The organism is Ralstonia sp. OTU4908, assembly GCF_038440115.1.
GTDB classification, from domain to species: Bacteria; Pseudomonadota; Gammaproteobacteria; order Burkholderiales; family Burkholderiaceae; genus Ralstonia; species Ralstonia pickettii.
In genome coordinates, this window is record NZ_JASATD010000034.1 from 31,021 (window position 1) to 45,307 (window position 14,287).

General features: G+C 65.9%; 10 protein-coding genes. 6 read left to right on the plus strand and 4 right to left on the minus strand.

What is annotated here, in order from left to right; genetic code table 11:
• Nucleotides 1-20: 20 nt before the first annotated feature.
• Nucleotides 21-1,238 carry a hypothetical protein gene (locus tag AAHM38_RS20860; RefSeq protein ID WP_257019765.1) on the minus strand — a complete coding sequence of 406 codons (1,218 nt, stop codon included), beginning with the start codon at nt 1,236-1,238 and terminating at the stop codon, nt 21-23.
• A 189-nt stretch (nt 1,239-1,427) separates the two neighbouring features.
• Between AAHM38_RS20860 and AAHM38_RS20865 the strand changes: the two genes are divergently transcribed.
• Together AAHM38_RS20865 and AAHM38_RS20870 are read left to right on the plus strand one after the other, a co-directional pair.
• Entirely contained in the window at nt 1,428-2,243 is an 816-nt protein-coding gene (locus tag AAHM38_RS20865; RefSeq protein WP_063864500.1) for a carbapenem-hydrolyzing class D beta-lactamase OXA-60, read from the plus strand.
• 188 nt (nt 2,244-2,431) lie between these two features.
• Nucleotides 2,432-2,848, plus strand: a complete 417-nt coding sequence (locus tag AAHM38_RS20870; protein ID WP_257019766.1) for a hypothetical protein — start codon at nt 2,432-2,434, stop codon at nt 2,846-2,848.
• Nucleotides 2,849-2,899: 51 nt separating this feature from the next.
• Here AAHM38_RS20870 and AAHM38_RS20875 read toward each other — a convergent pair whose 3' ends face one another.
• The gene (locus tag AAHM38_RS20875) at nt 2,900-4,513 is read right to left on the minus strand and encodes a glucan biosynthesis protein (protein ID WP_116576657.1); all 1,614 of its coding nucleotides are present in this window, start codon (nt 4,511-4,513) and stop codon (nt 2,900-2,902) included.
• 195 nt (nt 4,514-4,708) lie between these two features.
• On the opposite strand from AAHM38_RS20875, the gene AAHM38_RS20880 reads away from it, so the two are divergent.
• Together AAHM38_RS20880 and AAHM38_RS20885 are read left to right on the plus strand one after the other, a co-directional pair.
• Entirely contained in the window at nt 4,709-5,689 is a 981-nt protein-coding gene (locus tag AAHM38_RS20880; protein WP_257019767.1) for a serine hydrolase domain-containing protein, read from the plus strand.
• Between the two features lie 39 nt (nt 5,690-5,728).
• Nucleotides 5,729-5,851, plus strand: a complete 123-nt coding sequence (locus tag AAHM38_RS20885; protein ID WP_257019768.1) for a hypothetical protein — start codon at nt 5,729-5,731, stop codon at nt 5,849-5,851.
• A 21-nt stretch (nt 5,852-5,872) separates the two neighbouring features.
• On the opposite strand, the gene AAHM38_RS20890 is transcribed toward AAHM38_RS20885, so the two are convergent.
• Both AAHM38_RS20890 and AAHM38_RS20895 read right to left on the minus strand, forming a co-directional pair.
• Nucleotides 5,873-6,343 carry a cyanophycin metabolism-associated DUF1854 family protein gene (locus AAHM38_RS20890; protein ID WP_024542523.1) on the minus strand — a complete coding sequence of 157 codons (471 nt, stop codon included), beginning with the start codon at nt 6,341-6,343 and terminating at the stop codon, nt 5,873-5,875.
• 22 nt (nt 6,344-6,365) lie between these two features.
• Nucleotides 6,366-8,672, minus strand: a complete 2,307-nt coding sequence (locus tag AAHM38_RS20895; RefSeq protein ID WP_116576656.1) for a cyanophycin metabolism-associated ABC transporter — start codon at nt 8,670-8,672, stop codon at nt 6,366-6,368.
• Nucleotides 8,673-8,961: 289 nt separating this feature from the next.
• On the opposite strand from AAHM38_RS20895, the gene cphA (AAHM38_RS20900) reads away from it, so the two are divergent.
• Both cphA (AAHM38_RS20900) and cphA (AAHM38_RS20905) read left to right on the plus strand, forming a co-directional pair.
• Nucleotides 8,962-11,622: a cyanophycin synthetase gene (gene cphA / locus AAHM38_RS20900; protein ID WP_116576655.1), complete on the plus strand. Its 2,661-nt coding sequence runs from the start codon at nt 8,962-8,964 to the stop codon at nt 11,620-11,622.
• A gap of 53 nt (nt 11,623-11,675) precedes the next feature.
• On the plus strand, nt 11,676-14,243 hold the full coding sequence (gene cphA / locus AAHM38_RS20905; protein ID WP_116576654.1) for a cyanophycin synthetase: 2,568 nt from the start codon (nt 11,676-11,678) through the stop codon (nt 14,241-14,243).
• Nucleotides 14,244-14,287: the final 44 nt, after the last annotated feature.

The following is a 14,287-nucleotide window of genomic DNA, read 5'->3' on the forward strand; positions in this document are numbered from 1 at the left end:
GCGATGGCGTTCCACGCCGATTACAGCGGTCCGCCGTTGCGCAGCGCCTGCCATTCGCTCATGGCCAGCCAGCGGACGGCATCGACCGTGCCGTCGGCATGCACCGCGTTGCCAAGCACGTCGCGCAGCAGCCAGCACGTCATGCCGAGGTTGGCGGCAACTTGCTGCACGGCGTCGGAGGCCTGGCTTTCCAGCGCGGCCGCCAGCGCGGTTTCGAACTGCGCGACGATGTGCTGTGCGGCGTGTGCGCGTGCCTCCAATGCAATGCCGTCGGCATCCGCGTAGAGCAGGCGGGCGCGATCGATGAGGGCGCTCAAGTTGTTCCACTCAAAACGGATCTGCGGGTGATAGCGCAGCAGGCTGCGGCCGGGCTCGGCGTCGGCCAGGCGCGCGAGCAGGCCGGCGGCAAGGTCGAGGTCGCGTCGGTCATACGCACACCATGCGGTGACGATGCGCTCCATGGCGGCGAGGTAGTCGTTGCCCAGCACATGGCGCTGCCGACGGTGCGCGCGCAGTTGCGAGAGCAAGGCGCTGGCGCGTGTCGAGTCGCCCAGCCGGCGCGCGGCCATTGCCTCGCCCAGGGTGACGAGGGCGCGCTGGAAGTCGTTGTCGGCGGCGTCGCCGGCGTGGCGCAAGGCGAGCAGGGCGCCGCCGCGCTCGGTGTCGGACGTGCTCGTGCCGGTGCTCAGTGCATGCAGCAGGCGGCCTTCGCGCATGGCGTGGCGCGCCGTGAGAAAGGCGTGCCAGAAAGCCGGATTTGGTGTGCCGGGTGCGGGCCCGGACAGTGCGCTGGCGTTGGGTTCAGCGCCGATATCTGGGCTGCCCTCCGGCGCCGCGATACCGAGGAAGGCGCGCACATCGGTGTCATCGGCAATCCGTCCTTCCACCAGACAGACCACGCGCGCCGCGTCTTCGGGCGTAAGCCAGAACGGGCCCTGGCTGCGCTTGTCTGCGTTGAGAAAGCGCGGCTCGCGATCGCGCTGTTCGCCCCAGCCGGCTTGCACGCCCCAGTTCTGCCAGTCGCGAAAGGCGCGGCTGATCATCATGCGCTGCGTGCTGGCGTCCGACACAGCGCCGCGCAGGTCGGCCAGGCGCACCAGCGGTTGCTCCGGCGACAGACGATGCGCGTAGGCCAGGCGCACGAGCAGCCACAGGCTCTGGAACGGGGCGCGTCGGCCGTCGACGGTTTGCGGCGTAGTCAGTTCCACATGAAGTGGCGGCAGCGTGGGCGGTGTCATACGGGCAGCGTGGGCAAGGCGAAAGCGTGGCCGCCATTGTGCGCCACGCCGCCTGTTACAGGCGTTACGCGCGTGACGTGAGGCAAGGCGGGGGCGCTGGCCGCAGCGCACGTCGGCCCCTACGATGCGCAGCGCTGGCGGCTGCCGAAGCCTGCCGGCATTCGCCCACAACCTCAAAGGAGTTGTCTCATGCTGTCTCGCTACTCGAAGACCCTCGCGTTTGCCGTGGTGGCCTGCACGCTCGCAATAAGCACCGCCACCGCTCATGCCGAGCTGGTCGTGCGCAATGACCTCAAGCGCGTGTTCGACGACGCCGGCGTCTCCGGCACCTTCGTGCTGATGGACATCACCGCCGACCGTACCTATGTCGTCGATCCGGCGCGTGCCGCGCGGAGCATCCATCCGGCTTCGACGTTCAAGATTCCGAACAGCCTGATCGCCTTCGACACCGGGGCCGTGCGCGACGATCAGGAAGTGCTGCCCTACGGCGGCAAGCCGCAGCCTTACGAGCAGTGGGAGCACGACATGGCGTTACCCGAGGCGATTCGCCTGTCGGCCGTGCCGATCTATCAGGAAGTCGCGCGCCGCGTTGGCTTCGAGCGCATGCAGGCTTATGTCGATGCGTTCGACTACGGCAATCGCCAGCTCGGCAGCGCGATCGACCAGTTCTGGCTGCGTGGCCCGCTGGAGATTTCCGCTTTCGAAGAAGCACGCTTCACCAGCCGCATGGCGCTCAAGCAGTTGCCGGTGAAGCCGCGCACGTGGGACATGGTCCAGCGCATGCTGTTGATCGAGCAGCAGGGCGATGCCGCGCTATATGCCAAGACCGGCGTCGCCACCGAATACCAGCCGGAGATCGGTTGGTGGGCCGGCTGGGTGGAGCGTGCGGGGCATGTCTATGCATTCGCGCTGAACATCGACATGCCGCGCGAGGGCGATATGGCCAAGCGCATTCCGCTGGGCAAGCAGTTGATGCGGGCGCTCGAGGTGTGGCCGGCACCGTGAGACGCGCGCCTGTAGGTTGCTCTATCTGACCCGCAATTAGGGATGCCCGCAATCCACAGTGAGATGGATCCGGAGGACGATGAAAATCGTAAAAAACTATTGCGGCGGTTCGTCGGAAGGCGGACAAACGCGAAACATCGCCCGAGGGACGGGCATCCGGGGGTCTTATGTTCAGGGTCTACAAGGCAATGGCCGTCGCCATCACGGCGGGCATCGGAGCGAGTGGCGCGCTTGCGGGCGGCAGCCAGGACGGCGTGATTTATTTCACAGGGGCAATCGTCGAGGCCGGGTTCCGTGTGCAGCCAGCGCTGCCGGCGGCGGGCGCTGGCCTGCAGGCGCGTTCATCTGCGTCGGGCGATCAGGTGGTGCTCGATTTTCGCTCGACAGCGGTGCGGGCCGTGCCGGTCGATGTGTCGGTGGAGGCGCGCGCGGCATCATCGCTCAGGCCCCTGCGGGTCGGGGATGCACGCAGCAAGGCGGACGTCCTGACCAAATACAGCGGTTTCAAGGCCAGCCTGCTGACGGCAAACAACGGCACGCTGACCTTGTCGCGCGCGCCGGGGGTGGAACCAGCGCTCGCGGTGGTGACGCTGTCCTACCAGTAATGAAAAAGGCGGGCGAATCCCCGCCTTGTTTGTGGACCGCTGCGACGGCGTTTACGACGCCACTGGCCCCACCGGCGATTGGAACGGGTGATATTGATACAGCCACGTTTCCGACAGCGGCTTGCCATCCACACGCAAAAACAGCCGCATGTCGACCGGTTCCTTCCCGTCGACCGTCAGATCGAACTGCGCGCGCCAATGCCCCGGCACGCCGTTCGGCACGGCTTCGGTAAATACATACGAAAACGTGCCGCGCGAGGTGCTCAGCACGGCCTCCGGCTTGGTGCCGAAAGGCAGTTTCTCCAGCGGACCGCCCTTGAACTCGACCATGAATTTGCGCACGCCGCGCGGGCGCGGCTGGCCCGGCTGGCCGCCGTTGCCCATGCGCGTGGCCACGCAGCGCGCCAGTTGTGTCGGGTACGGTTCATCGGCCAGCCAGTGCAGGCGATAGCGTAGACGGTACTGGCTGCCCGCACGCGCCGGTGCCTTCGGCACCCACATGGCGACGATGTTGTCGTGGATCTCGTCGTCGGTCGGGATCTCGATGAGCTGCACGGCGCCTTCGCCCCAACCCTCCAGCGGCTCGACCCACAGGCTTGGCCGGCGCTCGTAGTGCACGCCGTCCTGGTAGTTGTTGAAATCGCGATCGCGCTGCAGCAGGCCGAAGCCGCGCGGGTTGTTGTCGCCAAAGGCAGACGCCATCGTGCGCGGCGGATCGTTCAGCGGGCGCCAGATGCGCTCGCCATTGCCGGTCCAGAGGGCGAGGCCGTCGGAGTCGTGCACCTCGGGGCGCCAGTCAGTGGCGGTGCCCTTGGCGGTTTCCGAAAACCAGTACATCGACGTGGCGGGCGCGATGCCGAAACGGTCGACGTCCTTGCGCAGGAAGATGGCCGTGTCGACGTCCATCACCACGCCCTTCGTGCGGTGCATGACAAAGCGATATGCACCCGTGATGCTCGGGCCGTCGAGCAGCGTGTAGATCGTCACGGAATCGGCGCGGTTGTCTGCCGGCGTGTCGAACCACACGTGCGTGAAATTGGGAAACTCTTCCGGCTTGCCGGCCTGCGCCACGTCCAGCGCAATGCCTCGTGCGGAAAGCCCGTACTGATACAGCTCGCCGATGGCGCGGAAGTACGACGCGCCCAGGAAGGCGACCCAATCGTTCTTCTTCCAGTCGAGTTTCTTCTGGTCACCCAGGCGGCTTTCCTGGAAGCGGAAACCGGCAAAGCCGCTGCCGCGCGGCAGTTTGCGCGCCGGGCTGTCGGCGGGCATGTCGAAGTACGATTCGTCGTAAACGATTTCGCGGGCGGCGCCTTTCTCCACCACGTGCATGCGCACCGGGGCGCGGAAGAACGTGCCGAGGTGGAAGAACGTCACCGGAAACTGGCCGGGGCCGTCCGCAAAGAGTGCGTGGGCGGTGTCGAATTTGATCTTGCCGTGTGCCTCGTAGTCGATCTTGGACAGGATGTCGGCCGGCGCCGTGGCAGGCGGCGTGTACGGCTTGCCGGCCATCGTGCGGGCGCGCTCGATCAGCGCATCGAAAGAAAACGGCGCGGCATCGCCCAGCTTGACGCGATCGGCGGCCAGCGCTTCGGGCGTGATGCCGAGCGCCGCCAGCGTGGCGGTGACGGATGCGGAGGCAAGAAGGGTTCGACGTGTGACCATAGGTGCCTGTGATGTAGCTGGTGAATAAGAATGGTCCGACATGGTAACGCGCGCCGGGGTTCCGACGCGGGCTGAGGGGTCGTCCGGACGGCCGATCCGTTACCGGTCAAGCGGCCAAATCGACCGTTCGTCGCAACAGGTTTGCGCCTTGAAGTGCCGGTTGCGATACTTGGCGGCATCGCCCTGGGGACTCGGATGACGCAACGCTTTCGCAGCATCGGCATCGCTTTCGCATTGGCCTGCGCGTTTTGCAGCGCGCAGGCGGCACCTTGCGACGCGCCTGCCCCGTTGAACGACGGCTGGCAAATCGAGGCGGAACCGGCCGCGGCAGTTTTCGACGCCCGCAAGCTCTGTGCCGTCCTGCACAAGGTTGTCGGCGCCGATATCAATGTCCACAGCCTGCTCGTGGTGCGGCATGGACGCCTGGTCGCGGAGGTCTATCGTGCAGGCAAGGACGAGCGGGTGAAGGACCTGTTCCGCACCACGCGCACGTTCGATGCCAGCACGCTTCACGACATCCGCTCCATCAGCAAATCGGTGACGAGCCTGCTGTGGGGCATTGCGCAGGGGCAGGGCAAGACGCCGCCGCTCGACACGCCGGTGCTGTCGCTGTTTCCGGCGCTGGCGGAGTTGAATCGCGACGGCCGCGAGGCGATCACGCTGTCCCAGATGCTGTCGATGTCGAGCGGCCTGGCCTGGAACGAATGGCGTGCGACGAGCCTGTTCAATAACGACGAGTTCGGATTGTTCTGGCACACGTCTCAGGCGCACTACGTGTTCGACCGGCCGATGGCGGCTGCGGCTGGCACGCAGTTCAATTACAACGGCGGCAACACGGCGGTGCTGGCGCTGCTGCTGGTGGAGCGCGTGGGCATGTCTGTGCCCGAGTACGCGCGCCAGCAACTGTTCGAACCGCTGGGCATCACCGACTGGGAATGGGTGGACGACTATCGTGGCCGCCCGCTGGCGTTTGCCGGCGTACGCCTGCGCCCCCGAGACCTCGCGCGCATCGGCCAGCTCGTGTTGCAGCACGGCCAATGGAACGGTCGGCAACTCGTGCCCGCCGAGTGGATTGCCGAATCAACGCGCCCACACATCGACACCGGCATGGGCTTGCAGTACGGCTATCAATGGTGGCTCGGCAAGGTGGCGGCTGGCAGCGCGGAATACGCGTGAATCGGCGGCATCGGCAACGGTGGCCAGCGACTGTGGATCGTGCCCGGGCTAGACATGGTGGTCGTCACCACGGCGGGCGACTACAACCACCGCGCCAGCTGGAAGCAGGCCGAAAGCCTGCTCGACCAAGTGATGACGACCGTGCAGCCGTCGCGCCGGTAACGTCTGCGCGGCTGAACGGGCTTACAGGAACCGGTCGAGGATCTTGCGGCTGTGCTTGTCGAGCGCAAGCAGATCGCGGATCAGGTAGTGGATACCGTGGCTGTCGGAAATGAGCAGCGTGGTGCCGGTCAGGCGGCGGATATCTTCTTCGCCGCGCAGCACGAGGTCGGTCTGGCCGCGGTCGGTCTGCACCGTCCACGTGCTGGGCGTGGCGTAGGTCGATACGCCGACGATCGTGCGGATCTCGGGCATGAATTCACGCGCGCCGAGTTCGGCTTCGATCAGCGCGCGCATTGGCGTGGGCAGCGCGTCGGGTTGCGTGATCCATGCCAGCTCGCGGCCGTCCGTGCTCATCAGGCTCAAGCCCTCGCCCGCGGCGGAGATCGGGAACGCGCGCACGGGCACCACGCCTTCATGCACGGTGCCGTCGGCCAGGGTCATCACAAGTTTGCCGAAGCCGTTGCGGCTCAGGGCGAAATCGGGCGTTTGCATCGCAGTCATTTCAGAGTGGGGATCACTGCGCGTAAGCCGGCGCCGCGGCGTCCACGCGCTCGCCGTCGCTGGTCAGATCGGTTTCGGCATCGACATTGCGGGCCTGCGCCTGATAGAGCTTGTAGTACGCCCCTTCGCGCGCGAGCAGCTCATCGTGATTGCCGACTTCGACGATCTGGCCGCGATCCATGACGACCAGGCGATCGGCCTTGCGCAGCGTCGACAAACGGTGCGCGATGGCAATGGTCGTGCGGCCCTGCACGAGGTTGTCGAGCGCCTTCTGGATTTCCTTCTCGGTGGTGGTGTCCACGGAAGACGTGGCCTCGTCCATGATCAGGATGCGCGGGTTGATGAGCAGGGCCCGCGCAATCGAAATACGCTGGCGTTCGCCGCCCGACAGCGCCTGGCCGCGTTCACCCACCAGCGAGTCGTAGCCGTGCGGCAGGCGCAGGATGAACTCGTGGGCGTGGGCGGCACGCGCGGCGGCAACGATCTCCTCGCGCGTGGCGTCGGGTTTACCGTAGGCAATGTTGTCGGCGATCGTGCCGAAGAACAGGAACGGCTCCTGGAGCACCAGGCCGATGTTACGTCGGAATTCCGACACGGGCAGCAAGCGGATATCGGTGCCATCCAGGCGGATCGCGCCTTCGGACACGTCGTAGAAGCGGCAGATCAGGTTCACGAGCGTGCTCTTGCCCGAGCCGCTGTGCCCCACCAGCCCGATCATCTCTCCCGGCCGGATCGACAGGTTCAGCCCGCGGATCACCGCGCGGTTGCCATAACGGAAGCCCAGGTCGCGCAGCTCAATCGCACCGTTCACCTTGTCGATGTGCACGGGCTTGGCCGGCTCCGGCACGCTCGACACGTGGTCGAGGATGTCGAAGATGCGCTTGGCGCCGGCCGCCGCCTTCTGCGTGACGGACACGATGCGGCTCATGGAATCCAGGCGCGTGTAGAAGCGGCTGATATAGGTCAGGAACGCCACCAGCACACCGACGGTAATGGCGTCGTGGCTCACCCGCCAGATGCCGAAGATCCACACCACCAGCAGCCCGACTTCGGTCAGCAGCGTGACGGTCGGGGTAAACACCGACCACACCGCATTGACGCGATCGTTGATCGCCAGGTTGTGCTTGTTGGCCTCGGCAAAGCGCGTCACCTCGCGCTTTTCCTGGGCAAAGGCCTTGACCACGCGGATGCCCGGGATCGTATCGGCCAGCACGTTGGTGATTTCCGACCAGATCCGGTCGATCTTCTCGAAGCCGTGGCGCAGGCGGTCGCGCACCAAGTGGATCATCCACGCGATAAAGGGCAGCGGCACGAGGGTCACCAGTGCCAGCCATGGGTCGATCGAGACCAGGATGACGGCCGTCATCGCGATCATCAGCACGTCGGTGGCGAAATCGAGCAGGTGCAACGACAGGAACACGCTGATGCGGTCGCTTTCCGAGCCGATGCGCGCCATCAAGTCGCCCGTGCGCTTGCCGCCGAAGTACTCGAGCGACAGCTTGAGCAGGTGCTCGTAGGTGGTCGTGCGCAGGTCGGCGCTGATGCGCTCGGACACGCGCGCCAGCAGATAGGTGCGCGCCCAGCCCAGCACCCACGCCACCAGCGCGGCGCCAAACAGGCCCGACAGATAGAGCGTCACCAGCCGGTAATCGACGGGTTGCCCGTTCTGGTAGGGGATCAGCACCTTGTCCATCAAGGGCATCGTCAGGTACGGCGGCACCAGGGTGGCGGCCGTGCCGATCAGCAGCAAGGCGAAACCGGCCAGCAATTCCCACCGATACGGCCGGGCGAAGCGCCACAGGCGCAGCAGCGCCCAGGTCGAGGGCGGCTGCTCCAGTTCACGGCTGCATTGCGGGCAGTTGTCTTCGCCGGGCGGGAGGGGCGCCTTGCAGGTCGGGCAGGTGTCCGCGTCGGGCTGCGCGGCTTGGGCGCCGGTGGCGAGGGCAGTGCGCTGGGCATCGAAGGCATCGGCCAGCCGCAGCGCGTCGGTATTGTGGCCCAGCGTGTAGCGCCAGCTTGCCAGCCGGCGCTGGCCGTCGGACAACTCCAGCGTGCCGACGCCGGCGTGGTCGCTGTGCGCCAGCGTCATGCCAGGAGCGATGTCCCAGCTTTGCAAATCCTTTTCGCCGGGGGCTTGGCCTATCAGGCGACGGTTCGTAACAACCAGCCACCCGTGGGTAAAATGCAGTCTTGCGTCCAAATCCAGCTGCAGCCCGGCCTGGACGGTTTCTTCTGGAGCGAGGCTCGAGCCCAGCACGACACTCCAGGGTTCCTGAGCGCGGGCGACGGTGGGGGCGGACGATGGGGAGGACTGGGTCATCAGTGGCGCAAAGAATTCAAAAAGCGCGTCCAAATGGCCAAAAAACAGCCCAAAACGGGAAAAGGACGAACATAAATCGAGGCAAGAGTGCGGCGTCGCAATTGTTGCGGCCTGCAAAATTTGCTCGCAAGTATACATAGCCACGCCAGCACGGCATTTGGTGCGCTGCACAACGCACTCCGGGCTCAAGACGTCAACGCCGACGCCGTTGTAACGTTATTGAAAGGTAACGGTTCGGTTTCACGGACCAATTCACGGGTACATCGCCCCCTGCTTCCAAGCAAAGTCAATGAAGAAGAAGGACATTGAGATTCTCGATGTCATGTCCCTGCGCGGCCCGAATATGTGGACATATCGGCCAGTGCTGGAGGCATGGGTCGATATTGGTGAACTGGAGGACTCTCCCTCCAACACGATTCCCGGGTTCTACGAGCGTCTGTCGACATGGCTGCCCACGCTGATCGAGCACCGCTGCAGCCCCGGCGTGCGCGGCGGCTTCCTGATGCGCTTGAAGGAAGGCACCTGGCCCGGCCACATCCTGGAACACGTCACCCTCGAATTGCAGAACCTGGCCGGCATGCCCGGCGGCTTCGGCAAGGCGCGCGAGACACCCGTGCGCGGCGTCTACAAGGTGATCGTCCGCGCCTGGCACGAAGACGTGACCCGCGCTGCCCTGTTCGCCGCCCGTGATCTGGTCATGGCGGCCATCGAAGACCGCCCGTACGACGTGGACGCCACCGTCGAAACGCTGCGCGACCTGGTGGACGAACAGTGCCTGGGCCCCAGCACCGCTTGCATCGTCGATGCCGCCGATGACCGCAATATCCCGTCCATCCGCCTGTCGGACGGCAATCTCGTGCAACTCGGCTACGGCGCTCGCCAGCGCCGCATCTGGACGGCCGAGACGGACCGCACCAGCGCCATTGCCGAATCGATCTCGCGCGACAAGGACCTGACCAAGAGCCTGCTGCAGTCGTGCGGCGTGCCCGTGCCGGAAGGGCGCATGGTCGACAGCGCCGAAGATGCCTGGGAGGCCGCCGAAGACATCGGCGTGCCGGTGGTAGTCAAGCCGTACGACGGCAACCACGGCCGCGGCGTGTTCACGAACCTGATGACGCGCGAAGAGGTGGAAACGGCTTATGCCGTGGCCATCGAGGAAGGCAACGGCGTGATCGTCGAGCGCTTCGTCTCCGGTAACGAACACCGCCTGCTGGTGGTGGGCGGCCGTCTGGCGGCGGCGGCGATGGGCGAGACCGCGTCGGTGGTCGGCGATGGCACCTCGACCATCGAAGAATTGATCGAATCGCAGATCAATTCCGACCCGCGCCGCGGCAGCACTGAAGAACACCCGCTGAACTTTGTGCGCCTGGATTCCGCCGCACGCCTCGAACTCAAGCGCCAGGGCTACGCTGACGGCAGCGCCGTGCCGCCGGCGGGCCGCAGCGTGCTGATCCAGCGCAACGGCAACGTCGCCTTTGACGTGACCGACCGTGTGCATCCGAGCGTGGCCGCGCACGCATCGCTGGCCGCGCGCGTGGTCGGTCTCGACATTGCCGGCGTGGACCTGGTGGCCGACGACATCTCGCGCCCGCTGGACGAGCAGCGTGGCGCCATTGTCGAGGTCAACGCCGGGCCTGGTTTGCTGATGCACATTCGCCCGGCCCAGGGGGAACCGCGCCCTGTCGGCCGCGCGATTGTCGATCACCTGTTTTCCGACAAGGACGGCGCGCAGGACGATGGCCGGATTCCCATCGTCGGCATCACGGGCACCAACGGCAAGACCGTCGTGGCCAAGCTGGTGGCGCAGATGCTGCAACTGTCGGGCAAGCACACGGGGTTGGGCTGCAGCGATGGCCTGTACCTCGATCGCCGCCAGGTGGAATCCGGCGCGCGCACCGACCGCGCCGCGTGGGATGCCTGCCATCGCATCCTAATGAACCGGGCGGTTGAAGCCGCCGTGTTCGAGAGCGACAGCGGCATGATCCTCTCGCAGGGGCTGCCGTATGACCGCTGCCAGGTGGGCGTCGTCACCAACTTCGGCAAGCCCGATCACCTGGGCGATTTCTACGTCGAAGATGAAGACCGGATGTACAGCGTCCTGCGCACGCAGATCGACGTGGTGCTGAAGACTGGCGTGGGCGTGCTCAATGCCGCCGATGCGCGCCTCGTTGAAATGGCCGACCTGTGCGATGGCGAAGTGATCTTCTTCGCCTTGACGGGCGATCTGGAGGCCATCGCCGCGCATCGCGCTGCTGGCAAACGGGCCGTGTTCGTGCGCGACGGCAAGGTGGTGCTCGCCACCGGCCCGACCGAACTGGCGCTGGCCGACGTGTCGGCCATTCCCCTGACCTACGACGGCCGCGTGCCGTTCCAGCTTGAAAACGTGCTGGCGGCTGTGGCTACCGGCTGGGCGCTGGGCATTTCGAACGATCTGATGCGCGCCGGCATCCTGACCTTCGATGTGGGGCAGGTAGATGTGCCGGGCCGCTTCACGCTGTTCCAGCACCATGGCGCCACGATCGTGGTGGATGACGCGCACAACGCGTCGGCGCTGGAAGCCTTGGCCGCTGCGCTGGACAACTTCCCGGCGCAACGCCGCACGCTGGTGTTCGGCGCCGGCCTGCAACGCCGTGATGAAGACCTGGTGGCGCAAGGCACCGTCATCGGACAGACATTCGACCGCGTGCTGCTGTGCGAAGACGCCAGTGTCAAACGCACCGATGCCGAGTTCGATCGCCAAGCACGCGCGCTGCTCAAGCAAGGGTTGCAGGCAGGCGGTCGCGTGGCTGAAGTCGTCGTCGAAGGGGCCAAGCGCCGGGATGTCGTGGACGCGGCGCTCTCGCAGGTCACAGCAGGCGACCTGCTGGTTTTGCAATGCGATGAGTGCGCCATCGAGGGCACCGTCCAGCAGGTACACCAGTGGATGGGCCGCGCCGAATCCCAGAACTGACGATCGGGCCTGAGTCAGAAAGAACGCCCAAAGCACAACGGAAAGCTGATTGCATGGAAGTCTCTCGTATCCGGGCCTTGCGCGGCCCAAATCTCTGGTGCCGCCATACGGCCATCGAGGCCATCGTGGCCTGCTCGGACCAATCCCAACTGCTGGCCGAGCTGCCGGGCTTTGAAGACCGCCTGCGCGCGCGCTTTCCGGCGATTGGCCCGATGCGCCCCGATGACGAAGCCGATGCGCCATCGATTGCGCATGCGCTGGAAGCCGCGGCGCTGGGCCTGCAAGCCGCCGCGGGTTGCCCGGTGACGTTCAGCCACACCGAGCCCACGCTCGAACCGGGCACGTATCAGGTCGTCGTCGAATACACCGAAGAGGAAGTGGGCCGACTGGCATTCGAGCTGGCCGGCCAGCTTTGCCTGGCGGCGCGCGATGACCAGCCGTTCGATCTGGACGATGCACTGCACCGCCTGCGCGAGCTGGACGAAGACGTGCGCCTCGGGCCCAGCACCGGCTCCATCGTCGATGCCGCCGTGGCGCGCGGCATTCCGTATCGCCGCCTCACGCAGGGCTCGATGGTGCAGTTTGGCTGGGGCAGCAAACAGCGCCGCATTCAGGCCGCCGAAACCGACATGACCAGCGCCGTGGCCGAATCCATCGCGCAGGACAAGGACCTCACGAAGGCCCTGCTGCATGCGGCCGGTGTGCCAGTGCCGCTGGGCCGTTCGGTGCGCAGCGCCGAGGAAGCCTGGGAAGCCGCGCAGGAAATCCACGGCCCGGTCGTGGTCAAGCCCCGCGACGGCAACCAGGGCAAGGGCGTGGCCGTGCGCATCCGCACGCGCGAAGAAGTGATGACGGCGTACGAAGCGGCCGCCGACATTTCTTCGGACGTGATCGTCGAGCGCTACATCCCCGGCCACGACTTCCGGTTGCTCGTGGTGGGCAAGCATCTGGTGGCAGCTGCGCGCCGCGACCCGCCGCAGGTCATCGGTGACGGCAAGCACACCGTGCGCGAGCTGGTCGACGAAGTGAATCGCGACCCGCGCCGCGGCGAAGGACATGCCACGTCGCTCACGAAAATCCGCTTCGACGACATTGCACTGGCCACGCTCGCCAAGCAGGGCCTGAGCGCCGACGCCGTGCCGCCCAAGGGCACGCGCGTGGTGTTGCGCAATAACGCGAACCTTTCCACGGGCGGTACCGCCACCGACGTGACCGACGACGTGCACCCCGCCATCGCCGCGCGCGCCGTGGCGGCAGCGCAGATGGTCGGCCTCGACATCTGCGGGGTGGATGCCGTGTGCGAAACGATGCTCAAGCCGTTCGAGGATCAGGCCGGCGGCATCGTGGAAGTCAACGCTGCGCCGGGTTTGCGCATGCATTTGCAGCCGTCATACGGCAAGGGCCGCGCTGTGGGCGAAGCGATCATTTCCACGATGTTTGCCGACGGCGACGACGGCCGCATCCCCCTGGTCGCGGTCTCCGGCACCAATGGCAAGACCACGACCGTGCGCCTGATTACGCACCTGCTGGCGTCCAGCGGTTTGCGCATGGGCATGACCGGCACCGACGGCGTGTACATCCAGGGCCAGCGCATCGACACCGGCGACTGCAGCGGCCCGCGCAGCGCGCGCAACGTGCTGCTGCATCCAGACGTAGACGCTGCTGTCTTCGAAACCGCGCGCGGCGGCCTGCTGCGCGAAGGTCTCGCTTTCGACCGCTGCGATGTGGCCGTGGTGACGAACGTGGGCGAAGGCGACCACCTGGGCCTGAACTACATCAGCACGGTGGAAGACCTGGCCGTGCTCAAGAGCGTGATCGTGCAGAACGTGGCGCCGCGCGGCATGGCGGTGCTCAACGCCGCCGACCCGATGGTCGCGCGCATGGCCGACGGCTGCCCCGGCTCGGTAACCTTCTTCGCGCACGATCCGAGCTTGCCGACCATGGCGCGGCACCGTGCGCAGGGCAAGCGCGTGGTGTTTGTCGATGGCCCCGAGATCGTAGCCGCCGAAGGTGCCAACGAAACGCGCATCGCACTGGCCGACATTCCGCTCACGCGCAACGGCACGATCGGCTTCCAGGTTGAAAACGCGATGTCGTCGATTGCCGCTGCATGGGCGCTTGGCATCGACTGGACGACCATCCGCCGCGGCCTCGCCACCTTTGTGAACGATGCCGCCACCGCGCCGGGGCGCTTCAACCTGTTCGACTACAAGGGCGCCACGCTCATCGCCGACTACGGCCATAACCCGGATGCCATCCAGGCACTGTGTAACGCGGTAGCCACCATGCCGGCGCAGCGGCGCATGGTGGTGATCAGCGGGGCCGGCGACCGCCGCGACGAAGATATCCGCAAGCAGACGCAGATTCTTGGCGGTGTGTTTGACGACGTCGTGCTGTATGAAGACCAATGCCAGCGCGGGCGCGCCGACGGTGAAGTGCTTGCGCTGCTGCGTGAAGGGTTGCAGGGTGCGTCGCGCACGAGCCGTGTTGAGGAAATTCGTGGTGAATTTCTGGCGATCGATACGGCGCTGGGGCGGTTGCAGCCGGGCGACCTTTGCCTGATTTTGATTGATCAGGTGGAGGAGGCGTTGGAGCATATTGCTCGGCGGGTAGCTGAGTAGATTAGAACCCCGGTGAACTTCGCTGGGGTTTTGGTTTTGTTTTT

Bases quoted from the DNA above. Each gene is read 5' to 3' on its own strand.
- AAHM38_RS20860 (WP_257019765.1), bottom strand. From the start codon at position 1,238: ATGACACCGCCCACGCTGCCGCCACTTCATGTGGAACTGACTACGCCG.
- AAHM38_RS20865 (WP_063864500.1), top strand. From the start codon at position 1,428: ATGCTGTCTCGCTACTCGAAGACCCTCGCGTTTGCCGTGGTGGCCTGC.
- AAHM38_RS20870 (WP_257019766.1), top strand. From the start codon at position 2,432: ATGGCCGTCGCCATCACGGCGGGCATCGGAGCGAGTGGCGCGCTTGCG.
- AAHM38_RS20875 (WP_116576657.1), bottom strand. From the start codon at position 4,513: ATGGTCACACGTCGAACCCTTCTTGCCTCCGCATCCGTCACCGCCACG.
- AAHM38_RS20880 (WP_257019767.1), top strand. From the start codon at position 4,709: ATGACGCAACGCTTTCGCAGCATCGGCATCGCTTTCGCATTGGCCTGC.
- AAHM38_RS20890 (WP_024542523.1), bottom strand. From the start codon at position 6,343: ATGCAAACGCCCGATTTCGCCCTGAGCCGCAACGGCTTCGGCAAACTT.
- AAHM38_RS20895 (WP_116576656.1), bottom strand. From the start codon at position 8,672: ATGACCCAGTCCTCCCCATCGTCCGCCCCCACCGTCGCCCGCGCTCAG.
- cphA (WP_116576655.1), top strand. From the start codon at position 8,962: ATGAAGAAGAAGGACATTGAGATTCTCGATGTCATGTCCCTGCGCGGC.
- cphA (WP_116576654.1), top strand. From the start codon at position 11,676: ATGGAAGTCTCTCGTATCCGGGCCTTGCGCGGCCCAAATCTCTGGTGC.